This window comes from Falsiruegeria sp. JB4-1 (assembly GCF_055693495.1).
This window is the reverse complement of record NZ_JBVFTZ010000001.1, coordinates 1392888-1414797: the sequence shown is the minus strand read 5'-3', so window position 1 is coordinate 1414797 and position 21910 is coordinate 1392888. Positions and strand designations below refer to the sequence as shown.

The 21910-nt window shown below is 55.9% G+C and carries 25 protein-coding genes and 3 pseudogenes; 12 read left to right on the top strand and 16 right to left on the bottom strand.

What is annotated here, in order from left to right; genetic code table 11:
• From ACZ1HE_RS07255 to ACZ1HE_RS07240, 4 genes and pseudogenes are all read right to left on the bottom strand, one after another.
• Window positions 1-327: pseudogene (locus ACZ1HE_RS07255) on the bottom strand (tRNA-binding protein); the annotation flags it as partial.
• Window positions 320-1135 (bottom strand): pyrroline-5-carboxylate reductase, encoded by an 816-nt coding sequence (gene proC, locus ACZ1HE_RS07250; protein WP_472620174.1) that lies wholly within the window; start codon window positions 1133-1135, stop codon window positions 320-322. The pseudogene ACZ1HE_RS07255 and the gene proC, both read right to left, overlap by 8 nt.
• 40 nt (window positions 1136-1175) lie before the next feature.
• Window positions 1176-1677, bottom strand: a pseudogene (locus tag ACZ1HE_RS07245) (type III secretion system chaperone family protein).
• Window positions 1678-2023: 346 nt separating this feature from the next.
• Entirely contained in the window at window positions 2024-2272 is a 249-nt protein-coding gene (locus ACZ1HE_RS07240; protein ID WP_472620173.1) for an accessory factor UbiK family protein, read from the bottom strand.
• 96 nt (window positions 2273-2368) lie between these two features.
• Between ACZ1HE_RS07240 and lgt the strand changes: the two genes are divergently transcribed.
• From lgt to ACZ1HE_RS07215, 5 genes are all read left to right on the top strand, one after another.
• Window positions 2369-3271, top strand: coding sequence for a prolipoprotein diacylglyceryl transferase (gene lgt, locus ACZ1HE_RS07235; RefSeq protein WP_472620172.1), 903 nt, complete (start codon window positions 2369-2371; stop codon window positions 3269-3271).
• Entirely contained in the window at window positions 3268-4338 is a 1071-nt protein-coding gene (locus ACZ1HE_RS07230; RefSeq protein ID WP_472620171.1) for a class I SAM-dependent methyltransferase, read from the top strand. The genes lgt and ACZ1HE_RS07230 overlap by 4 nt, the downstream gene beginning before the upstream one ends.
• Complete coding sequence (gene pgeF, locus ACZ1HE_RS07225; RefSeq protein WP_472620170.1) at window positions 4335-5090, top strand: peptidoglycan editing factor PgeF; 756 nt, start codon at window positions 4335-4337, stop codon at window positions 5088-5090. The genes ACZ1HE_RS07230 and pgeF overlap by 4 nt, the downstream gene beginning before the upstream one ends.
• A 284-nt stretch (window positions 5091-5374) precedes the next feature.
• Window positions 5375-5524, top strand: coding sequence for a hypothetical protein (locus ACZ1HE_RS07220; RefSeq protein ID WP_472620169.1), 150 nt, complete (start codon window positions 5375-5377; stop codon window positions 5522-5524).
• A gap of 255 nt (window positions 5525-5779) precedes the next feature.
• Window positions 5780-6622, top strand: coding sequence for a Hint domain-containing protein (locus tag ACZ1HE_RS07215; RefSeq protein WP_472620168.1), 843 nt, complete (start codon window positions 5780-5782; stop codon window positions 6620-6622).
• A 120-nt stretch (window positions 6623-6742) separates the two neighbouring features.
• Here the strand turns inward: ACZ1HE_RS07215 and ACZ1HE_RS07210 are convergent, their stop codons facing one another.
• Window positions 6743-7243, bottom strand: coding sequence for an Lrp/AsnC family transcriptional regulator (locus tag ACZ1HE_RS07210; RefSeq protein WP_472620167.1), 501 nt, complete (start codon window positions 7241-7243; stop codon window positions 6743-6745).
• Window positions 7244-7467: 224 nt separating this feature from the next.
• Here ACZ1HE_RS07210 and trxB point away from each other — a divergent pair, with 224 nt between their 5' ends.
• From trxB to ACZ1HE_RS07190, 4 genes are all read left to right on the top strand, one after another.
• Window positions 7468-8409 (top strand): thioredoxin-disulfide reductase, encoded by a 942-nt coding sequence (gene trxB, locus ACZ1HE_RS07205; protein ID WP_472620166.1) that lies wholly within the window; start codon window positions 7468-7470, stop codon window positions 8407-8409.
• Window positions 8406-8936 carry an RES family NAD+ phosphorylase gene (locus ACZ1HE_RS07200; RefSeq protein ID WP_472620165.1) on the top strand — a complete coding sequence of 177 codons (531 nt, stop codon included), beginning with the start codon at window positions 8406-8408 and terminating at the stop codon, window positions 8934-8936. Before trxB ends, ACZ1HE_RS07200 begins: the two co-directional genes overlap by 4 nt.
• A gap of 131 nt (window positions 8937-9067) precedes the next feature.
• On the top strand, window positions 9068-10756 hold the full coding sequence (locus ACZ1HE_RS07195) for an adenylate/guanylate cyclase domain-containing protein (protein ID WP_472620164.1): 1689 nt from the start codon (window positions 9068-9070) through the stop codon (window positions 10754-10756).
• 231 nt (window positions 10757-10987) lie between these two features.
• Complete coding sequence (locus ACZ1HE_RS07190; protein ID WP_472620163.1) at window positions 10988-12703, top strand: bifunctional sulfate adenylyltransferase/adenylylsulfate kinase; 1716 nt, start codon at window positions 10988-10990, stop codon at window positions 12701-12703.
• Window positions 12704-12809: 106 nt separating this feature from the next.
• Here the strand turns inward: ACZ1HE_RS07190 and ACZ1HE_RS07185 are convergent, their stop codons facing one another.
• From ACZ1HE_RS07185 to ACZ1HE_RS07165, 5 genes and pseudogenes are all read right to left on the bottom strand, one after another.
• Complete coding sequence (locus ACZ1HE_RS07185; protein WP_472620162.1) at window positions 12810-13835, bottom strand: glutathione S-transferase C-terminal domain-containing protein; 1026 nt, start codon at window positions 13833-13835, stop codon at window positions 12810-12812.
• 80 nt (window positions 13836-13915) lie between these two features.
• Window positions 13916-14776, bottom strand: coding sequence for a hypothetical protein (locus ACZ1HE_RS07180; protein WP_472620161.1), 861 nt, complete (start codon window positions 14774-14776; stop codon window positions 13916-13918).
• Window positions 14773-15650 (bottom strand): annotated as a pseudogene (locus tag ACZ1HE_RS07175) (PhzF family phenazine biosynthesis protein). The gene ACZ1HE_RS07180 and the pseudogene ACZ1HE_RS07175 overlap by 4 nt, the downstream one beginning before the upstream one ends.
• A gap of 141 nt (window positions 15651-15791) precedes the next feature.
• Window positions 15792-16016, bottom strand: a complete 225-nt coding sequence (locus ACZ1HE_RS07170; protein ID WP_472620160.1) for a DUF1150 family protein — start codon at window positions 16014-16016, stop codon at window positions 15792-15794.
• A 3-nt stretch (window positions 16017-16019) separates the two neighbouring features.
• Window positions 16020-16433, bottom strand: coding sequence for an Hsp20 family protein (locus ACZ1HE_RS07165; RefSeq protein WP_207559640.1), 414 nt, complete (start codon window positions 16431-16433; stop codon window positions 16020-16022).
• A 162-nt stretch (window positions 16434-16595) separates the two neighbouring features.
• On the opposite strand from ACZ1HE_RS07165, the gene ACZ1HE_RS07160 reads away from it, so the two are divergent.
• From ACZ1HE_RS07160 to ACZ1HE_RS07150, 3 genes are all read left to right on the top strand, one after another.
• Window positions 16596-16820, top strand: a complete 225-nt coding sequence (locus ACZ1HE_RS07160) for a YdcH family protein (RefSeq protein WP_085794755.1) — start codon at window positions 16596-16598, stop codon at window positions 16818-16820.
• 112 nt (window positions 16821-16932) lie between these two features.
• Window positions 16933-17421, top strand: a complete 489-nt coding sequence (gene purE / locus ACZ1HE_RS07155; RefSeq protein ID WP_472620159.1) for a 5-(carboxyamino)imidazole ribonucleotide mutase — start codon at window positions 16933-16935, stop codon at window positions 17419-17421.
• A complete protein-coding gene (locus ACZ1HE_RS07150) occupies window positions 17414-18487 on the top strand; it encodes a 5-(carboxyamino)imidazole ribonucleotide synthase (protein WP_472620158.1) in 1074 nt (357 codons plus the stop codon). The genes purE and ACZ1HE_RS07150 overlap by 8 nt, the downstream gene beginning before the upstream one ends.
• Before the next feature lie 79 nt (window positions 18488-18566).
• Here the strand turns inward: ACZ1HE_RS07150 and ACZ1HE_RS07145 are convergent, their stop codons facing one another.
• The 6 genes from ACZ1HE_RS07145 to ACZ1HE_RS07120 form a co-directional block, all read right to left on the bottom strand.
• On the bottom strand, window positions 18567-19718 hold the full coding sequence (locus ACZ1HE_RS07145) for an alpha-D-ribose 1-methylphosphonate 5-triphosphate diphosphatase (protein WP_472620157.1): 1152 nt from the start codon (window positions 19716-19718) through the stop codon (window positions 18567-18569).
• Window positions 19715-20485 (bottom strand): alpha/beta fold hydrolase, encoded by a 771-nt coding sequence (locus tag ACZ1HE_RS07140; protein ID WP_472620156.1) that lies wholly within the window; start codon window positions 20483-20485, stop codon window positions 19715-19717. Before ACZ1HE_RS07140 ends, ACZ1HE_RS07145 begins: the two co-directional genes overlap by 4 nt.
• Before the next feature lie 40 nt (window positions 20486-20525).
• On the bottom strand, window positions 20526-20858 hold the full coding sequence (locus ACZ1HE_RS07135) for an EamA family transporter (RefSeq protein ID WP_472620155.1): 333 nt from the start codon (window positions 20856-20858) through the stop codon (window positions 20526-20528).
• 16 nt (window positions 20859-20874) lie between these two features.
• Window positions 20875-21126, bottom strand: a complete 252-nt coding sequence (locus ACZ1HE_RS07130; RefSeq protein ID WP_472620154.1) for a hypothetical protein — start codon at window positions 21124-21126, stop codon at window positions 20875-20877.
• On the bottom strand, window positions 21114-21335 hold the full coding sequence (locus tag ACZ1HE_RS07125; RefSeq protein WP_472620153.1) for a hypothetical protein: 222 nt from the start codon (window positions 21333-21335) through the stop codon (window positions 21114-21116). Before ACZ1HE_RS07125 ends, ACZ1HE_RS07130 begins: the two co-directional genes overlap by 13 nt.
• Window positions 21336-21419: 84 nt before the next feature.
• Window positions 21420-21887, bottom strand: a complete 468-nt coding sequence (locus tag ACZ1HE_RS07120; RefSeq protein WP_472620152.1) for a GNAT family N-acetyltransferase — start codon at window positions 21885-21887, stop codon at window positions 21420-21422.
• Between the last annotated feature and the right edge of the window lie 23 nt (window positions 21888-21910).

Here is a 21910-nt window from a genome sequence, read left to right as displayed (position 1 = left end):
GCCCCCCAACGGTACCTTGCCGTCAGGGCCTATCAGAACAATCTCGCCGTGTTCGTCCGGTAGGCCCAGAACCAAAACCTCGGACATGAACTTGCCAATCTGGCGCGGAGGAAAGTTGACCACTGCCATGACCTGTTTACCGACAAGGCTGGACGGGTCGTAATGCGCCGTCACTTGGGCTGACGTTTTACGCTCGCCGATTTCTCCGCCAAAATCGATCCACATCTTGATCGCAGGCTTGCGCGCCTCGGGGTAGTCCTCGGCGCGGACGACTTCGCCTACGCGAATGTCAACTTTTAGAAAATCGTCAAAACTGATCTCAGCCACCTGACAACTCCTTGGATCGGTTTGTAGCTGCAGACACAGCGCGCTTCAGCAGTGGTGGAAACCCGTCTTCCTCACTCATCAGCACCTCAAGCGCGGCCTGTGTCGTTCCGTTAGGAGACGTCACGTTCACGCGCAACTGGCTGGGGTCTTCGTTCGCCGTTTCTGCCAGCGCGCCAGCCCCCGCCACTGTCGCCTTGGCCAGTTGCATCGCCATCTCATTTGGTAGCCCTTGGGCCACACCTGCAGCCGCCAGCGTTTCAATCAGGTGAAACACATAAGCTGGACCCGAGCCGCTGACCCCTGTGACAGCGTCCATTTGAGCCTCATTCTCCAGACGCACTGTCTGGCCTACAGCAGCCAGCAAACTCTCGGCCAAATCCAATTGCGCGTCAGAGACGGTTTCATTCCCGATCATCGCGGTGATCCCGCGCCCCACCGCCGCCGGCGTGTTGGGCATCGCACGCACGATGGGGGTTCGATCGCCCAGAACCTCCTCAAAAGTCGCGATTGACGTACCTGCTGCAACCGAGACGAACAACGTCTCACCATTGCCAAGCGCCTGCATCGCAGGTAGCGCTTCGCCCATCATCTGTGGTTTTACGGCAATCAGTGCGATGGCCGGAACCGTCGGCAGTTCTGCGTTCACATGAACGCCCCGCGCCTTGACCCAATCCGACGGATAGGGGTCGATTACCCAAACCGACGAAGCAGGCAGCCCTCCATCGAGCCAACCTGCCAGCATCGCCGAGCCCATCTTGCCGCAGCCCAAAAGCACCAGCCCCCGGTCTGCCACATGTGAAATGTCCATGAAAATGCCCCTCCCCTTCGACGTGGTTCAGGGCAAAGCTTTACGCCCGGCCGTAGGCCTCTGCAATGGCCACCTGCATGGCATCTGCAGGCGTGCGATTACCGTAAACCATTAGCTGGATTGCTGGGTAATAGCGTTCCGCGCTCAATACGGCTGCATTGATCATTGTATCAATCTGCTCGGGACTAGCCACCTGTCCGCTAAGCCAGAACCAAACCGTATTTGTAAACCATCAGCTTCTGTTCGGCCCAATAGGTAAACCCACCCGCCCAACACTGATCATTCATCGCATTCAGCAATTCATAAAGCTGTGGCACCGCTTCGTCCGGTGGCTCCATTTCGAAAGTACAGACCATCCGCAAGGTTTCATCGTAACCTGACCAGGCCAGAGTTATGGAATAGGTGCGCCACTGACCCTCGACGGCCATAGCAATCTGGTCGTCCCCGATGCGGTCGAACTCCCAATCATGGTGTTCGGCCAGATGTTCGACGATGTCGATGGGATGAATGTCATCTTCCAGATACTGCTCGGAAAGGGCCATGGTGCCACCTCACTGATCTCTAGCGTGTCGGGGCTGGCAGCGCCCCAGCGCTAGTTGCCTGCTCTAGAAACCGGGGCGAGCCCCCGTGTCTCTACTAGATATGGTGCGGTGTAGTCAGAAATCTGGCAACCCCTATTTTTGGGGATAAAGCCAATAAGTTGTGGGCAACTCGACACGCAACCCAAAATATCGACAAAAAAATCAGCTTTTTCTTGCGATTGTCACAGTCTGTGGCAGAATACACCGCGACGTGAAAGCCGCCACGGCTCTCGCGACGGCTTGTTATCGGACAACTTCAGGGAAAGTGGGCACATTAGATTTGGCCCAGATCCTACTGATCGCAAAATCAGTCGTTCTGTTTCGCCTCTAAGGCAGCGATGCGCGCCGATAGAGCCTCGTTTTCTTCGCGTGCCTTCTGAGCCATTGCCCGGACAGCGTCGAATTCTTCACGTGTTACAAAATCACGATCAGCGAGCCAGCGGTCCAGCATGGACTTCATCGCGGTCTCGGCTTCATCCTTGGCGCCTTGGGCCACCCCCATCGCGTTGGTCATCAGTTGAGAAATATCATCAAGGATCTTGTTGCGAGTCTGCATCTGTCTTCTCCGTATCGAAGTTGCCTCCTATATGGGCAACAACTAGGTCAGCCACAAGGTTGACTTGCCCCTATCGGCAAAGGCATTGAGACGCACATGCAGGCTGTTCTGAATTTTCCCGACTTTTCGCCCGAACTGTTCTCGATCAATGTATTCGGGTTCGACTTTGCGCTGCGCTGGTATGCCCTGGCTTATATCGCAGGCATTCTGATCGCTTGGCGTCTTGCCGTGGCGGCTGTTCGACGTCCAACATTGTGGCCTAACGACACGCCGCCAATGACGGCCCAGCAGATCGAGGATCTTCTCACCTGGATCATTCTTGGAGTGATCCTTGGGGGTCGCATCGGCTTTGTCCTGTTTTATCAGCCTGCTTATTACGTCCAGAACCCCACCGAGATCCTGATGGTCTGGCAGGGAGGAATGTCATTTCATGGGGGTTTGTTGGGGGTAGTGATTGCAAGCTGGATCTACGCGGTGCGTCACAACCTTCCAAAACTTAGTCTAACCGATCTTGTGGCTCATACAGTACCGCCCGGACTTCTTCTGGGTCGTCTGGCAAATTTCATCAATGCCGAACTTTGGGGACGCCCAAGCGACCTGCCATGGGCCTTCATCTTTCCCGGAGCATCGGCGCAGGACTGCCCTAATGTGGTCGGTTTGTGCGCGCGTCATCCGTCGCAACTTTATGAAGCCGCGCTGGAGGGGTTGATTCTCGGGATCGTCCTCTTGTGGCTCGTTTATCGGCGTGGTGCGCTTAAGATGCCGGGGTTTGCAGTCGGCGTCTTCCTATCCGGGTATGGACTCGCACGATTCCTGGTCGAATTTGCACGCCAACCGGACGCGCAATTTGTGTCCCCCGGCAATCCTCTTGGACTTGCATGGCATGTTGGTGGATACGGGCTGACGATGGGACAAATCCTGTGTTTGCCCATGATCGCTCTGGGTCTCTGGTTTATCTGGTCAGCCAAGTCCCGCGCCCAAAAGGTGCCAGTTACATGACGCTCATGGCTCTGTTGAAAGAGCGCATTCAGCAGTCGGGCCCCTTAACGATCGCTGAATACATGAGCGAATGCCTTCTTCACCCAAAGTTCGGGTACTACGCTGTACATGAACCGTTTGGAACCAAAGGTGACTTTGTCACGGCCCCAGAGATCAGCCAGATGTTCGGAGAACTTCTGGGACTGTCTCTGGCGCAGACCTGGGTGGACCAAGGGCGGCCAGACCACTTTACCCTTGCTGAACTGGGACCCGGGCGCGGAACACTCTTACTGGATGCTTTGCGAGCAACGCAAAAGGTACCTGGATTTCAAGAAGCGGCGCAAATACATCTGATCGAGGCCTCTTCCCGCCTGCGGAAAGTCCAGGCTGAAACCCTACGGGAATATTCTCCTGTCTGGCTGGACGACACCTCCCAACTGCCCGACGCTCCTCTCTTTCTGGTCGCGAACGAGTTTTTTGACGCCTTGCCCGTTCGACAATTCATTCGCACTGGTTCGGGCTGGACCGAGCGACTGGTTGGGCTGTCCGATACGGGAACCTTGACGTTTGGACGCGGTGCGCAGGCTGCGCAAGCGGCACTGGCGCCGCGCCTTGAGGATACGCGGGATGGAGATCTTGTCGAAATTTGCGAGACTGCGCCTGGTATTATGCGAGAGGTTGCAGAACGCATTGCTGGACATGGCGGTGTGGCGCTGGTGATCGACTATGGAGATTGGCGGTCGGTTGGGGACACGTTTCAAGCCATGACAAACCATGCATTTGTGAACCCCCTTCTTACCCCTGGACGAGCAGATTTAACTGCGCATGTTGACTTTGAAGCACTTGCAGATGCCGTCAAAGCAGTCGGGTGTAACTACAGCCGCCTCACAACACAGGGCGTATTTTTGGAACGGCTCGGTATAACGGCGCGTGCGCGAAGTTTGGCCGACCAATCGGAAGGCGAACAGCTGGAGTCCCTAATCCGCGCACATCGCAGGTTGACGCACCCCGAAGAAATGGGAAACCTGTTCAAAGTTCTGGGCGTATTTCCAGCCCGGACATCGCCACCGCCCGGATTGGAAACATGACGCTGGAAATTCTGACATCAGACCTTCTCGCACCCGTGCATCATGGGTTCTTCACGCGTCGCGGCGGTGCATCGTCCGGTGTCTTTCATGGACTGAACTGCGGAACGGGCTCGACGGATCAGAAGGAAGCCGTGGCAATCAATCGCGCGCGCGTAGCCGAAGCCATGGAAGCAACGGTCGATAATCTCATGGGGGTTCATCAGGTTCATTCGGCCGACGTTGTAACGGTTTCAACCACCTCAATGGATCAACCACGTGCGGATGCTATGGTCACGGCAGAACCTGGCATTGTACTGTCGATCCTGACTGCGGATTGCCAACCCGTATTGTTTTCTGATCCGGAGGCCGGTGTCGTCGGTGCAGCTCATGCTGGTTGGAAGGGCGCTTTGGACGGGATTCTGGAAGCAACCATTGAAGCAATGGAGGCATTGGGTGCCAGCAGACAGAACACAGTCGCCGTCATTGGTCCGTCGATTTCACAGCAAGCCTACGAAGTTGGCCCTGAATTTCTGGACAATTTCCTGATGCACGATACCGAAAACAGCCGGTTCTTTGCTGGCGGCAACGGCGACCGGATGCAGTTTGACCTACCCAGCTATGGCCTTCATCGGTTGCGGCGCGCCGGAATAGGGCACGCAGAATGGACTCGTCACTGTACCTATTCAGATCCGGATCGATTCTACTCTTATCGTCGAACCACACATGCCAAGGAAGCTGACTACGGCCGCCTAATTTCAACCATAAGGCTGTAGAGGCTGCCAAGATTGTGGCGCCAAAGGATCCGGTTTGGCCACAATTGACTATCTGGACTGTGAGTATCTTGACGCTAATTCGCACCTAGAGTTCACTTTTCAGTTCAAAAACAAATAATTACATCAACCTGAAAATATTCAAACCTTGTTGAATATAGGTTTTTCGTGAGCGCGCCATTTTTCCCCGGATCAGACAAACAGATGCCGCAATACAAGGTGATATTGGTCTCAACAACGACACAAGACACCGGCCGGGGGGCCAGGTCCAAGGCAGGAGACCAACCATGAAATCCAAGTCACGTTTTCTGAGTTCCATCGTGGAAGAAGCATCAAAATGTGAGGTTCAGATGCCTTGGACACGAGGCGCACGCCGTGCCGCATTGATCGCACGCCGCAAAGCCGAGCCTGAGCTTCGCCAAACCAAAACCGCATAACCATGTGATGGCAGTGTGATTGCCATCCCTACGGACCCGTCGCCGGACGCTGCCCCTGACCGGCCGGGCGCAAGAGCCCGTCTCACCTAAATGGTGAGGCGGGTTTGGGGCAGAACTCAAAAAACCGGCGTATTGAACGCCAACTTGGAAACAAAAACCTGAGGTCGGCCACACTGTCTGCAAAGCAAGCCCCAAAAACAGAAGTTTTTTTGACAATTTGAAACGACGTTCGGCATATTCGAAGCCGATTCAGATGTGGACACCGAAACTGTCCATCTGACGTTGTCGGTGGGGGCCGACGCAGATGCGACCCGAAAAGAAAGGGCCGAATACGCTATGACGATTCCCCACTCGCTTGCCCGGGCGGCGCGGAATGCCGTTGAAACAAGCACAATTCTTCAAGATCCTGCTGCCCTTCGCGCGCCGACGCGGCCCCAATTGCGCCGCTATCAAATCACCAGCCTTCTCGGCAACGGAAACATTGTCGAAACACGACAGATTGCTCCGGCACTTCCTTTGTTTGAAAACGCATTTTGTGCATTCAGCCGTGGATCTCTGGTCGACACAGACAAAGGCCCGATGGCTATTCAAGATCTACTACCTGGGGACCACGTGATCACACAGGACGGGTCGGCACAGGAAGTCGTCTGGAAGGGGTCAACTACCCTCGTTCCGGGCAAGGCGGATCAACGGGGTCGTACTCATAGGTTAACTCGTTTTATGGCAGATGCCTTTGGAATGCAGCGCCCGATGTCTGGTGTTATCGCGGGTCCATCTGCGCGGCTTTTGTCGACACCCGGTCACCTGCGCGCTATCGCCAATGGTCAACCGATCCTGACGCCAGTGCAGGAATTCGTTGATGGTATGAATGTAATCGAGACATCACCGCCTACCCCTGTCGAATTGTTCCACATTTGCCTGCGCAAACATGCCGTGATCAGTGTCGACGGTCTTGAATTCGAAACGTATCATCCCGGGGTAAATGCAGTTCGTGTCATGAGCCACGCAATGCGCAGCCTGTATCTCAATCTATTTTCTCATATCGACAAACTCACCGACTTTGGCCCGCAGGTTTTTCCACGCGCTGAGCGAAGGTGAGATTGACAGCCTAAGTATTTGATAGAAATATGAAACTTCTATTTTGGTGGATAGGCTGTGTTTTCGCGGCCATTTTATTACCGTCCGTCCGTTCCGGCCAGCTGGATCCCAAGGCGGCAATTAAGCCGTCCGGTTCAAACGCTCTTCCAGGATATCAAAAGGAACGCCGGGCTCATCTTTCGCGCCGCGAATAACCAAGGATGTTTTGACGCTGGCCACATTCGGTGTGCTCAACAATTCGCCCGTCAAAAAGCTTTGAAAGCTGCTGAGATCGGGCGCGACACACTTCAAGATGAAATCCACCTCGCCATTGAGCATGTGGCACTCCCGCACAAGTGGCCAATTCCTGCAGCGTTCCTCAAAGGCGCTCAATTCCGATTCGGCCTGACTATCCAGGCCGACCATGGCAAAAACCTGCACTTCGAATCCCAACTCGCGCGCATTGACGTCCGCGTGGTATCCCCGGATCAGCCCTGCTTCTTCCAGCGTGCGCACCCGCCGCAGGCATGGAGGGGCGGATATCCCCACTCTCTTGGCCAATTCGACGTTTGTCATTCGGCCGTCTGCTTGCAATTCCGACAGTATCTTTCGATCAATCGGATCCAGTCGTGTTGCGACCATGAATAGCTCCCTCACATTGCGTTTCTTATAGCAGCGCCCCAAGCGGGCGCAATAATGTTTCGTCGCTAGCCGAACGGGATCGTTTTCAATTGCTCGCTTCACAGTCACCCAAAATTCACGGGGACATGATTGAGGGGTTTAAGACGTGCAACTCCATCGCTATATCCATGCCCCGGGGCGGCAGGCGTTGCCTCTAGCATTCGGGCAGATCACAGGGGGTCATGATGGCCGAAACACGTCACACCAAAGTTCTGATCATCGGATCAGGTCCAGCAGGCTATACTGCCGGCGTTTACGCCAGCCGCGCTATGCTAGAGCCGATCCTTGTTCAGGGTATTGAACCGGGCGGGCAGCTGACCACGACAACCGAGGTAGAGAATTACCCCGGTTTCACCGAGGTTCAGGGCCCTGATCTGATGATCAAGATGCAAGAACACGCACAGGCGATGGGCTGCGAGATTATCGGTGACATCATCACGAATCTCGACCTTTCCAAACGACCCTTCACTGCCAAGGGCGACAGCGGCTCGGTCTATACCGCCGACGCCGTCATTCTGGCCACAGGTGCACGTGCCAAATGGCTCGGGATGGAAAGCGAAGAGAAATTCAAGGGGTTTGGTGTCTCTGCCTGTGCCACCTGCGACGGTTTCTTTTATCGCGGGCAGGAAATCGTGGTTGTGGGCGGTGGCAACACCGCGGTTGAAGAAGCATTGTTCCTGACAAACTTTGCCTCCAAAGTCACATTGATCCACCGCCGCGACGAGCTGCGTGCAGAAAAGATTTTGCAAGATCGCCTGTTCAAGAACGAAAAGATCGCAACCCTTTGGTTCAACCAACTGGACGAGGTCTATGGCACCGACGCCCCTCTGGGCGTCGAAGGCGTCAAGGTTAAAAACGTGCAAACCGGTGAAATCACCGACATTCCCTGCAAGGGCGTCTTCATTGCCATCGGCCACGCGCCTGCGAATGAATTGGTCAAGGATACGCTCGACACCCATATGGGCGGCTATGTCGTGACCGAACCAGGCACCACTCGCACATCGGTACCCGGCGTCTTTGCAGCTGGCGACCTGACCGATCATGTATACCGTCAGGCCGTTACAAGCGCCGGAATGGGTTGCATGGCGGCACTGGATGCCGAAAGGTTCTTGGCCGAACACGAATGAACTTGCCACCTGACCACGTTGTTCAGGTCACGGGGCGTTTCTGGCGTGCCGGTTTTTTGGGTCAGGATGAACAGTTGTTGGCCCCTGCCGGCGCCCCAAACGGGCGCTGGCATCACGACGGGCAAAATGCTCTATACCTCTCAGGCACACCCGAAGGCTGCCAAGTCGCGTTGCGCGCCTATGTAAAGCCAGCTGACCCGTCGCGTGGAATCTTTCCGTTTCAAATAAAAGCCGCGCGCGTTGTTGATTTGCGCAGGCCCCCGACACGCGAACTATTGCTGGTCACCCTAGATGACCTGCACGTGTTTTGGGCTAACATGCACGCTGCAGGAAAAACTTCTCCCACATGGGAGTTGGCTGATCGCCTGAGGGCCAGTGGCGTCACCGGAGTGCTGACTCCTTCCCGAAGCCGCCCGGACCTAACCCATCTGACCTTATTTCGCTGGAATTGTGAGGATGGGCCAACGGTTCGCCGTGACGGGCCGCCAATGCCATTTGATCCACACTACAAAATTGGCGAAGCGTAACGCCCGATAGTCATCATCGAAGCGCCCCGCGTCCCACAAGACCTCAAATGATTGATCGGCCACTGTGCCTTGACCAATCGCAAACCATCCCGCCACAGTGAGAACAATAATAAACTGCAGTGGAGTTCCACTTGAAAAGCGCATTATGGCGCGGAGATTGGCAGACACGGGCCCGGATCGTCACGGGCCTTGTCCTGTTCATCTACGCCTTTTTTCACTTTGCAAATATTGGCATGGGGCTGGTGTCACAGGACGCCATGATCCAAATGGAAGACATCATGCGGAGCGTGGTTCGCAGCCCATTGGGCAGTGCGGTCCTTTATACGTCGCTTGTTGTCCACGCGGGTCTTGCGCTTACCCGGGTCGCAAGGCGTCGCACATTACGCATGCCGGTCAGCGAAGCATTGCAAGTTGTTTTGGGGCTGATCATTCCAACACAGCTGATACTGCATCTGGTTCAGACACGATACGCCCACACCTTCTTCGATGTGAACGACGAGATGAGCTATCTAATCATTCTCATGTGGCCAACCTCGTCGATCTGGAAGCAGAGCGGGCTGATGCTGATCGTGTGGGTTCACGGGTGTATCGGGATGCATTTCTGGCTGCGGCTCCATCCTTTGTGGCGCAAGTTGAGTTCGTATCTCATTGGAGTTGCGGTTCTGGTTCCTGCATTCGGTTTGGCCGGATTGCTCACCGAAGGCCGCAGAATGTACGACATATTCATAGATGACGAACTCAGGCCAGAGTACATGGAATACTTCAACTGGCCTTCACGCGAAACATTTCAGGCCCTGTTTGATGCAAATGAAACCGGTATGGCGGTCTTCTGGTCTCTTCTGGGTTTGACAGCGGCCACCTACATGGGCCGCAAATTGCTGGCCCGGCGCCGTTCTGTTCGCATCTCTTATGTTCAGGGACCGCAAATCACATCTGAAAAAGGCATGACTCTGCTGGAAATGTCCCAATCCAACGGGGTTCCACATACCGCCCTATGCGGTGGCAAGGGGCGGTGCACCACCTGCCGCGTCGTGATCGAAGAAGGCATTGATCTGCTGGAGCCTCCCTCTGAAACCGAAGCGAAAAGTCTGCGCGCGGTCAATGCGTCGGCCAACACCCGCCTCGCCTGTCAAATCCGCCCAACCAATCCGGCCACAGTATTTCGGGTGTTCAAACCGAACGGAGAACGTCATCGTGCCCACAAAAGTCACGGGCAAGAACGGCAGCTGGCTATTTTGTTTCTGGACATGCGCGGTTTCACGTCCCGAACCACTGGGCAATTGCCTTATGATGTGGTGTTCCTCCTCAACCGATTCTTTGACGCCATTGTACCTCCCATCACAGGCTCGGGCGGCACCGTGGACAAATACCTGGGCGACGGACTGCTTGCGGTGTTCGAAAGCGAAAGTGCACAAAAATCTGCCAAGGCTGCTCTTCGGGCTGCGGCAGAAGTCGGCAAGGCACTGGAAGAATTTAATCAAACACTATTTTCAGAAGGCGATCCGCCGGTACGTATTGGCATCGGATTGCACCTTGGGAACCTTGTATTGGGTGAAATCGGCTCTGCCGGACACGCCCCCAGAACCATTATTGGCGACACCGTAAATGCGGCCAGCCGACTTGAAGGTCAGACAAAAGAACTCGGCGTCGAACTTTTGGTGTCCGAGCCTGTTCTTGTTGAGGCCGACATCGATACCTCGGACGTAACCTTGACCAGTTTTACCCTACGCGGCGTGCCCGAACCAATTCGCGCCCTGCCTGTAAAGGAAGCAAAGCTTTTGTATGAACAGCTTTCGATGGCCGGGTCGCAACAGAATTGAACCACTCATTCGGCTTTGAAGGAAAACGTGTCTCCGTTCATCGGGTTTCAGAAACAAACGTAGGTCCGTCCAACGTTACGGTTTCGTTGTATTTGTTCCGCCCTGTGCGAAACAATCACACGCTGTCCTTCTCTTGAGTCTCACTTCTGGACATTGCCACTCAACTGGGGTTACTCCGCGAACCGGAAGCATTTCGTCCTTAATACGCACTGGCCTCGAAGAGAGAATTGAATGACGATGTCAAATAGCCTTGCACCTATTCCCGAACTCTATGTCTCCTATGACTCAGCCCAAAAACTGAAAGTCGAAGCAGCTGATCTGAAAAGCTGGGACCTAACCCCACGACAGATCTGCGATCTTGAACTGATGATGAACGGCGGTTTCAATCCGCTCAAAGGTTTTTTGACTGAAAAAGACTACGACGGCGTGGTCGAAAACATGCGTCTTTCGGACGGAACTTTGTGGCCGATGCCAATCACGCTGGATGTGTCCGAAGAGTTTGCCGCATCTCTGAACGCCGATGAGGATATCGCCCTGCGCGACCAGGAGGGTGTCATTCTGGGAACCATGACTGTCACCGACAAATGGGAACCCAACAAGGCGCGCGAAGCCGAGAAAGTGTTTGGTGCGGACGATCAAGCTCATCCGGCAGTCAACTATCTGCACAATACCGCAGGTAAGATTTATCTGGGTGGACCGGTTACCGGTATTCAGCAACCCATTCACTATGATTTTCGCGCCCGGCGTGACACTCCCAACGAGTTGCGTGCGTTTTTCCGCAAGGTCGGATGGCGTCGCGTCGTTGCATTCCAAACCCGTAACCCCCTGCATCGTGCGCATCAGGAACTTACGTTCCGCGCCGCGAAAGAGGCTCAAGCCAACCTATTGATCCACCCGGTGGTCGGCATGACCAAACCGGGAGATGTAGACCACTTTACCCGCGTGCGTTGTTACGAGGCAGTACTGGACAAATACCCGGCTGCCACCACAGGTATGTCACTGTTGAACCTTGCCATGCGCATGGCCGGTCCGCGCGAAGCCGTTTGGCACGGGATCATCCGGAAAAACCACGGTTGCACGCATTTCATTGTCGGCCGTGACCATGCTGGACCTGGCAAGAACTCAGCGGGCGAAGATTTTTATGGCCCGTATGATGCGCAGGACATGTTCCGAGAGCATCAGGATGAAATCGGCATCGAAATGGTCGACTTCAAGCATATGGTTTTTGTCCAGGAACGCGCTCAGTACGAACCCAACGACGAGATTGCCGACAAGGATGCCGTCACGATCCTGAACATTTCGGGCACCGAATTGCGTCGCCGCCTGCAAGAGGGTTTGGAGATCCCCGAATGGTTCTCTTTCCCCGAAGTGGTGACCGAATTGCGCCGCACTCGTCCGCCACGGAACAAACAGGGTTTCACTGTTTTCTTCACCGGTTTTTCGGGATCAGGAAAATCAACCATCGCAAATGCGCTTATGGTTAAACTGATGGAGATGGGCGGTCGTCCGGTGACACTGCTGGATGGCGACATCGTGCGTAAGAACCTCAGTTCAGAATTGGGCTTTTCGAAAGAACACCGCGACCTCAACATTCGCCGTATCGGCTATGTCGCCTCCGAGATCACAAAAAACGGTGGCATCGCGATTTGCGCACCCATCGCCCCGTATGCGACGACACGGCGGGCTGTGCGCGAAGATATCGAAGCCTTTGGAGCTTTTGTCGAAGTGCACGTCGCAACCACGATCGAAGAGTGTGAGCGCCGAGACCGCAAGGGGCTGTATAAATTGGCGCGTGAGGGGAAAATCAAAGAGTTCACCGGCATCTCAGATCCTTACGATGTTCCGGAAAATCCAGAGCTGCGTGTGGAAACGGAGAACGTCGATGTTGACAACTGTGCGCATCAAGTTCTGCTCAAACTCGAAAGCATGGGTCTTGTATCCGGCTGAAGCTTACAAACCGGAAGCCTGTTTTGGTCCAGTTTGAAGTTTAGGAAAAAACGACACCTCGCCGATCTTCGGCGAGGTGATTTTTTGTTACCTTACGAATTTCCGTTCACTGGCTTGCCAATTCCGGATGACGGTAGGCTTCGGGGTAGGTCATCGGCTTGAGGGGACCCAACGGTATCACACCATTCCAGCTTCGACCAAAGTACCCCTGTCGACAGTGGACAAGTGAATTGCTCTCTGCCACGCCCGGCAGGGCATGCACCCGACAAAGCCATCGCCAAAGATGCGGATAATCAAGAATTCTGGCCCCGTTCAGTTTCATGCGCACGTAATAAACCGGGTCGTGACGGTACAACGTAGGAAACAGTCGCAGGTCAGCTTCGTTGAAATTGGCCCCTGTCAGATATGGTCGGCTGTCGCTTGCGAGGATGTTTTCAAGCTCTGACAATGCCTCGAAGTAGGCATCAAATGCGGCTGTGTAGGTGCTCTGATCAGATGAAAACCCTGCTTTGTAGGCCCCGTTGTTGATAGCGACATAAATACGTTCATTCAGGACGTTGATTTCATTCTGCTTCGCAGAGTCGTCGGGATATAGGCGCGGTCTTTGAGGCCCTTTCAGTGTGCTGCCCAGCGCCTCTGCATTCCGATCCAGCATGCGAATGATCTCGGCGCTTTCATTGCTGACAATGCGCCCCAAATTCTTGTCGTACAGGACAGGCACGGACTGTTCTTGTGACCCCTCGGCCCGATAGATATCGCGAACAAGCCGATACCCCTGCCCCGTGCCGGTGTCCAAGGTGCACTCTGACAAGGGTGCCCCGGTCACTGACGCCACAAGATCAGGTGCGAATTGCCAGAAATTAGGTCCCGCAGGATCGTCTTCGTCTGTGCGATTGGGAAAGGCAACATCCATCGAAATGCTGTCGTGCAGGCCCAAAACATTCCGCGCCAACGTCACCCGGTGACACCAGGGACAGTTGAGCGCAACAAATAGGTGGTACCGACCCATTTCCGACGGAAAGTGTTGGTCACCAATTGCGCCCCTAAAACCACTGACGCCCCGCACAAATTCTCCACGCTCCCGCCGCGCCGTAGCGTCTGCCTGATCTTCCTGCGTTGATCTATCGGTCATGGGTCAATTTCCAAAATTCTTCCTACCTAAGAAAGCCTCAGCATCGCACTCTTTGGCAATAGACCCGCACCGTCTTTGGGTCACAGGCAAGCATGAATGGCTTCGGCCGCGCGGCGTTCAAGATTGGCGTAGGGTTCCAACTCCAGTTGCAGCCGTTTCAGATCCGGGAGGCGTTCTTCAAAATCCTCATTCGACATCTTAGCGACGGCACTCCGAACCTCGGCTTCGGAATTGCAGCGAATGATACCTTTGGGGTCAACAAAGTCTTCGAGGTTGGGACACCCCCAATATATCGGCACCGTGTTGCAGAACACGGCATCCAGCAGTTTTTCCGAAAAATAGTTCCGTTCCTGCACGTTCTCGATCACGACCGAGTAACGGTATGGCGCCAAACCATCTGCCTTGTGCTCGAACGGGGTATATCCCCGCCCCATGATGATGATGTCCTGGTCGGTGTCACGAGACCAATCAACAATCGCATGGCGTAGCTTGTGTCCGGCACTGTCTCGCTTGGCCGAGGCGATCAGGGAACACATTGCTGTCTTGTTTGATGGCAGCTCTCTCCACTCTGGCACCCAGGTGGTGCCCAAAGGGAAGAACACCGCATTGGGAATACGATTCAAAAGGCTTTCATGAAACGTCAACACGCGAAAGAAACGCCGCCAGGTAAACCGTAAAAGTTTCAGGTGCTTGGCATGAATGACTGAAGGCTCTCCCATCACCAGAGATATCTTGGCGCGGGTACCGCGTCGCAGGCGAAAGTGCGTGGCAGTCTTTGGAAAAACGATCAGGTGATCGCTCGGCAGCAGATCGCCCACTGTCTTGCCAATCAGTCGGTCAGGACATCCAAGCGGCCAGAGCAGATCTGTCACCGGCACTGTCGCCAGCTTGGGCCCAAGCCCCATGCCATAAGGCAGAACTGCGATTGCTGCGACGCTCATTCTGGCAGATCCACTTGGCCGCGCATCAGGACAAACCCCTGCCCCGCGACCTTGACCCCAGTGATGTCGTCACGTGGGCCGACGCGCGTCACCGTGGCCTGACCAGGGCGGCCCATGCCGTGACCCTGTTCTGCTGTGAATATCTCTTTCTTCATCAATCCATGTCGCCAGAGATAGGCGGCCATCGCACCAGTAGCGGAACCTGTAAAGGGGTCCTCGGGGGGCTGGGCGGCGCCATCAACAGCCGCGAGAAGGTGTCACCTGTCTCGGTCGCGCCCTGCAAGACGACCAGAAACGGCTCGAGCATGTCGGTTCCAGCGTAGCCCTGGCTCGCCGCCATCTCGCGCATGGCATTCACATTCAGCTTGGCCTGTTGCAGCGCTTCATGATCCCGCAGGACGGTGATGCAGAACGGCAGTCCGGTTGATACCATCTGGGGCTGAGCTACGATCGCCTCAGGCGGCAATGAGACGGTGCGGGCCACCATTTCGACCGGCACGGCGGCACCAAATTGTGGCGCCACCTGCGTCATTTCGATGTCCTCGCCGTTCAGCCGGATCGGCACCAGCCCAGCGCCTGTCTCAAGCACCAATTCGTCACCCTCGATCAACCCTCGAGAGCGCATCGCAGCAACGGTTGCGATAGTTGGGTGACCGGCAAAGGGGATCTCGCGACTGGCAAGGAAATAGCGCACTTTGATATCGGCCACGTCAGACGGACCGGTAAAGGTGCATTCAACCAGAGAGGTCTCTCGCACATAGGCCGTACAGATATCTTCGGATAGATGGGCACCGTCGTGAACCACAGCGCAGCCATTGCCACCAAAGGCCTGATCGGTGAAAGCGTCCACCCAGTCAAACTCGTACCAGCTCATCGTCAGCCTCCTATTGGCGCAATCGGGATCAAGAGGTACTGCCTCATTCTCAGAGTGTCACTTCAAAAGCACCAAGTACGGGCAGCAAAAAGGCGCAGCAGAACGCTGCGCCTTTCACACAAATCTCTGAATTCCCAATATTCAGTGCACGGCAACCGGCGAAAAGTCATGCTCACGTGCCAGCATGAAGGCAAGCTTGCGGTCCGCGACCAGGGCCAATTGCTGCCCCTCTTCGTCGTGCACCGCGTAAAGCTGTTCGTGATCCCCGGCCTCGGCCCTGATCTGATCGGGCAGGTCCGCAACCTCTACGGTTTTGACATATACGATACGGCTGCCGTTTTCATTGAAATCAAATGGCGTTTCCATCGCTTACCCTTTCTTGATGTTGATCTTTTGCACCACGGTTTCCGGACGCGCGCGCGTCAGATCCACATGGAGCAACCCGTTTTCCATTACCGCCTCGCCGACCTCGACCCCGTCGGCCAATACAAACATGCGCTGAAACTGGCGCGCGGCAATGCCACGATGCAGGAAAACCCGCCCTTCACTGTCGTCGCTTTGACGGCCCCGGATCACCAGCTGGCGGTCTTCGATTGTGATCGACAGGTCCTCTTCGGCGAAACCGGCCACCGCCAGCGTGATGCGGTACGAGAAATCCGAGGTCTGTTCGATGTTATACGGGGGATACCCTTCGTTGCCCGATTTGGCCGAGCGTTCCAGAAGGCGTTCCAATTGCTCGAACCCCAGCATGTGTGGGTATGAGCCAAGAGTAAGTTTTGACACGTCTTATCGTCCTTTATTGTCAAAGCGACGGTGCGCACGGTCCCAGATTCGGCAACCACACCTGTTGAATATGGGAAGAAATTCCCCCTTAACAAGGTCTAGGCGAAAACATCGTGAACGCGTATCCTATGTCCAGCAAGACCACCAATACCCGAGTCGCATATGAACGCTCCCACAGATCTATCGATGAAAACCGACGACGTCCTGCGGGTGGAGTTGGAGGTTTTCAAGCGGCAACATCGGGATCTGGACGAGGCCATCATGGCTCTGGTTGATCGCGGAACCGGCGATCAATTCACCATCAAACGGCTGAAAAAGCAAAAGCTGCGGGTCAAGGATATGATCGCCCTGATCGAAGACCGCCTGACGCCGGATATCATCGCTTGACGCGTGTGGCAGAGCCGCGACGAAACACCTCTGACAAACCCGTCTCATCCACATTGCTTAACAAGGCGATTTGGCTATAGTGCGCGCTCTTTCGCAAGCAGGGGCGGATCGGATGAGCGAGATCAAAGTTGGGATCATCATGGGCAGCCAATCGGACTGGCCTACGATGAAAGGGGCAGCGGATATTCTGGACGAATTGGGCGTTGCCTATGAAACCCGGATCGTCTCGGCACACAGAACGCCGGACCGTTTGTGGGACTATGGCAAGACGGCAGTGGAACGCGGCCTGCATGTGATCATCGCGGGCGCTGGCGGGGCCGCGCATCTGCCTGGCATGATGGCATCCAAAACCCGCGTCCCGGTAATTGGTATTCCGGTTCAGACCCGCGCGTTGTCTGGTGTCGACTCGCTATATTCCATCGTGCAGATGCCCAAAGGGTTCCCGGTCGCCACCATGGCCATCGGCGCAGCAGGCGCTGCAAACGGCGGCCTGATGGCAGCTGGCATTCTGGCCATCAGCGATCCTGATCTGGCCGTGCGCCTGGATAAATGGCGCGATGATCTCTCCGCCTCAATCCCCGAGGTGCCCAGCGATGACTGAAGCCCTCGCCCCCGGAGCAACAATTGGCATTCTCGGCGGTGGCCAACTGGGCCGCATGCTTTCGGTCGCGGCCTCTCGTCTGGGGTTCAAAACGCATGTATTTGAACCGGGAGCCAACCCACCTGCGGGCCACGTTGCCGATCAGGTGACCACGGCAGCCTACGACGATGCCGAGGCATTGCAGCGGTTCGCCCAAGCCGTGGACGTCATCACTTATGAGTTCGAAAACATCCCGACCCAAGCTTTGGATCTACTCGAAACTCACAGGCCCATTCGCCCGGGACGCGAAGCCCTACGCGTGAGCCAGGACCGGTTGACCGAAAAGACGTTCCTGCAAGGTCTGGGCCTGAAAACGGCCCCTTTCGCGGATGTTACCGATCTCGAAAGCCTGAATACCGCGGTGGCGGAAATCGGCACACCCGCAATCCTGAAAACCCGCCGCTTCGGCTATGACGGCAAGGGCCAGTCGCGTCTAAAAACGGCTGATGATGCCGAAACCGCGATTGCGGACATGGCCGGTGCCCCCGCGATACTCGAAGGGTTCGTTGACTTCAGCCACGAGGTTTCTGTCATCGCCGCCCGCAGCCTGTCCGGGGAAGTCGCCTGCTTCGATCCCGGTGAAAACGTGCATCTTGATGGCATCCTGCACACCACCACAGTTCCCGCGCGCCTGAGCGCTGCACAACGCATGGATGCTGTTTTGTTGGCGGCCAATATCCTGAATGCGCTGGACTATGTTGGTGTGATGGGGGTCGAACTTTTTGTGACGCCTCAAGGGTTGATCGTGAACGAGATCGCCCCGCGTGTACACAACTCAGGCCACTGGACGCAGAACGGCTGCGCTGTGGATCAGTTTGAACAGCACATTCGCGCGGTTGCGGGCTGGGCCTTGGGCGACGGTCAGCGTCATTCAGATGTGGTGATGGAAAACCTGATCGGCAATGATGTTGACCGCATCCCCGAACTCGCCAAAGAGCGTGACACCGCAATCCACCTCTACGGCAAGGCCGAGACCAAGGCGGGCCGTAAGATGGGTCATATCAACCGGATCCAGCGCAACACCTGAAACGGCGCGGTGCCGGAAAATCCCTGATTTTTCGGGCGCGTCCCCGATGGTCCCAACGGGGCCTGAGTGGGCGCGCTGCCTAGCCGATGAACCGCGTGGCAATTTCCCCGCTCATGTAGCTTACCACGCCGCCTGACAGGGTGGCGGCCACACGGTGGCTGTCCGCTTCCAAAATGACCAAATCTGCGCGTTGTCCCGGTTCAAACCGACCGCGATCAGACAGCCCCAACACCCGCGCAGGTCCCGCAGACACCAGGTCCCATGCGCTTGCAAAATCCAGCACTCCAGATTTCGCAAGCATCACCGCCGCGCGCCGCGGGCTGGGATAGTGGTAGTCCGATGCAAGAGCATCGCAAAGCCCCATGGCGATCAGATCCAGGGCCGAGGCATTGCCTTTGTGCGACCCACCTCGAACCACATTGGGCGAGCCCAGAATGACCGGATCACCTGCGGCCCGCGCAGCCTCGGCCGCCTCTGCCGTTTCAGGGAACTCGCAAATCGACACGCCGCGCGCTTTCCAGGTTTTGCGATCCTCGGCCGTGTGATCGTCATGGCTGCCCAGCCGTACCCCGCGCGCAGACAGGTCCGCGGCCAAAGCTGTCACCGCTGCAGGGACATCTTCTGCCCGCGCGTGCATGTCTTTCAGCATCTGCCAATGCACATCCGGGTTTCGCCCGGCCTTAAGCGCCTGTCCCGTCAATCGAGGTGGTTTTTTACCCGCCGCCAGCCTGTCATGCGGCAGATGGTCATTGAACACAACGTAGGGAATGTCCCATTCGCTCACTTGATCTACCAGCTCGTCGTAATCATCCAGCATATGGGTTTCGAACCGCAACTGCGGGATCAAGTCAGTCACGACACGGGCTCTGACCGCCTTGAGCGCGGCAAAAACCTGCCTTGCATACTCCGGGGCGCGCAACCCGCCTTCCCAGCTGAAGAACTGTGCCATCACGGCTGTGGTAATCCCATTGGCCGCAAACTCTGCCTCGGCCGAGATCACGCCTTCGTCCATTTGCTTCATTGCGCCACGACGAGGCGCGAGATGGCGTTCGAACCCGTCCCCATGCAAGTCTACGATACCCGGCAAAACCAGATAGCCAGACAAATCGACCTGACGCTTTTGTTCAACTGCCTGAATGACACCTGCTCCAAAACTCAGCGTAGCATCGCTCAAGCCTACGCCCGGCAACAGAACGCGGGCACCAGTCAGGGTCAATTCAAGTGGGATCATCGGGTGCTCTTGGACATGGGAACTTCGCAGCCCAGCCCCTCGCACACCTGCTCAATAGTGCCAAGCACAGACTCGATCCACGTCAGTCCGGGATCAAAGCGACCAAATCGCAAGAAGTGGATGGTCTGTGCGATCACCTGCGGATTGTTCATCATAAAAGTGTGCGTCACTGGCATTTCGATATGATCTGCCATTCCCTCAACGCGGGTTGAAGCCACTGACACCTTGCCATCATCCGACCCTGGAATGATTGCGGAGAACAAAGGGTTGAGAGAATTCGTTCCGGCAATGACACCGAGCGAAAAATCCGCTGGTCCCAAGGCGCGCGGTATACTCTCTGGACCGGTTCCCAACGCAAGTCCCGCAGGCCCATTCAGCATGCCAAACACTTCAAACGCCCCAAGCTCATCAACCAGTTCGCTGCCCTGATTTGGTGGCCCCAGCATCACCACACGGCCAAGGTTCGTGGGCTTGTGTTCCCGAAACCAATAGCGGATCAGAATGCCGCCCATGGAATGCGCAACGAAATGCACCGTCTGATCACCACAGGTACGAACCGCTGCTGGTATTGTCCGGGCTGCAAGAACCGGAATGGTCAAATCTGTCGACGGATACCCAGGTCGTACAACATCGTAACCATAAAGCTCCAACACCTCTTCTGCGACCGATAGAGAGGCCTCGGTCCGGGCAAGGCCGTGTAGCAGAACCACGCAATCCGCGCTCGCAGATGCTGGCCAAAACAGAAGAAGAAAAAGAAGCTTGCGCATCAGGCTCGTCTACCCCGTTTTTGCCCGAGGTAAAAGCAGATCAGCGCTTTGGTCGCGTCGTGGCCAGCGCTATGCCGCCAAGAACCAGGGCTGCAGCGGCAATCAAGGGCCAGGACAACTTTTCGCCAAGCAGCAATGCCCCGACAAAAAGCGCAATGACTGGAACGCTCAATTGCACGGTTCCGGCAACGGCCGGAACCAACTGCGGTAGGACACGGTACCACAAGGCATATCCAAGACCCGACGTCACCGCTCCGGACAAAACGGCAAGCCCGATCCCCCAAGGTGTGACAACCCAATCCCCAGATATCAGGGCGATGCACACAGTGGTTACCGGAAAGGCCACAATGAAGTTGGCTGCTGTTCCGGACAACGCATCACTCTCATGCTTAGCCAACCAACGAGTACACCCCCCAACCGATCCCCGCCAGCCCCATCAAGACAGCCCCAGAAGAGTTGACCAAGGCGCCTTCGCCTGGCCACAAAACCCAGGCCAGACCACTAAAAGCCACCAGTGCTCCTGTGAATTGGCGCCCTGTGGGCGGCGTTTGGGAAACGCTGGTGACCGCAAACATCACGATTTGCACGACACCGAACAGGATCAGTGCCCCGGCACCTGCATCCAGGGTCAGGTACGCCAAGGAAAATCCGACGAGATAGAGAGATAGGGCGCCACCTCCAACCAGTCTTCGGCGGAGCCAAAATTGCAATTGCCCCCCTGCAATAAAACCAGGACCGAGAGGATCAATGCCCCGGACAGTACGCGAACCACTGCAAAACTACCCGGATCAATAAAACCGCTGTTTACGGCAAGCCGATTCAAGATCGAATTGGCGGCGAAGGCGATCATCACCACGGATGTGAGCAAAATCAGACGCATGCTCTCACATAGCCTGAGGTCAATCTGACCAACAGACAAAATTACGTCACAAGATCACGCGTCAAAGGCAGAAGGGTATACCAGCCTTTCTTTGGGTGCCCCATCTCCCGGTCCGGCCAGCAGAGTATGTTCTATGGGATAAGGTGACGACAGATTTCGGGCGCGCGCAACGGAGAAACCGCGCTTTCCGTAATATTCGGGGTCTCCAAGAACCACCGCGGTCAAATCTCGCTCGGCGATCCACTGGCCCACCAGCTTCATCAGCTTTCCACCGATTCCACGCCGTTGCACCGAAGGTTCGACTGCGACCGGAGCAAGGCAGACCCACCCAGAAGGGCGCTGCATCCACGACAAGGCAGCATACCCAACAAGGCGATCGTCTTCTACCACCGTCAACTCCGCTGCCATGTCACGATCCGCACGCAACATGTGAACCAGAGCCGCTTCATCTTCTGATTTGAACGCGGCCTGCAACAACGAATCAACGTGTTGGGGAAACGCGGCTGGAGACGCTGAGGGCATCAAATTAACACCTTGATAATAAA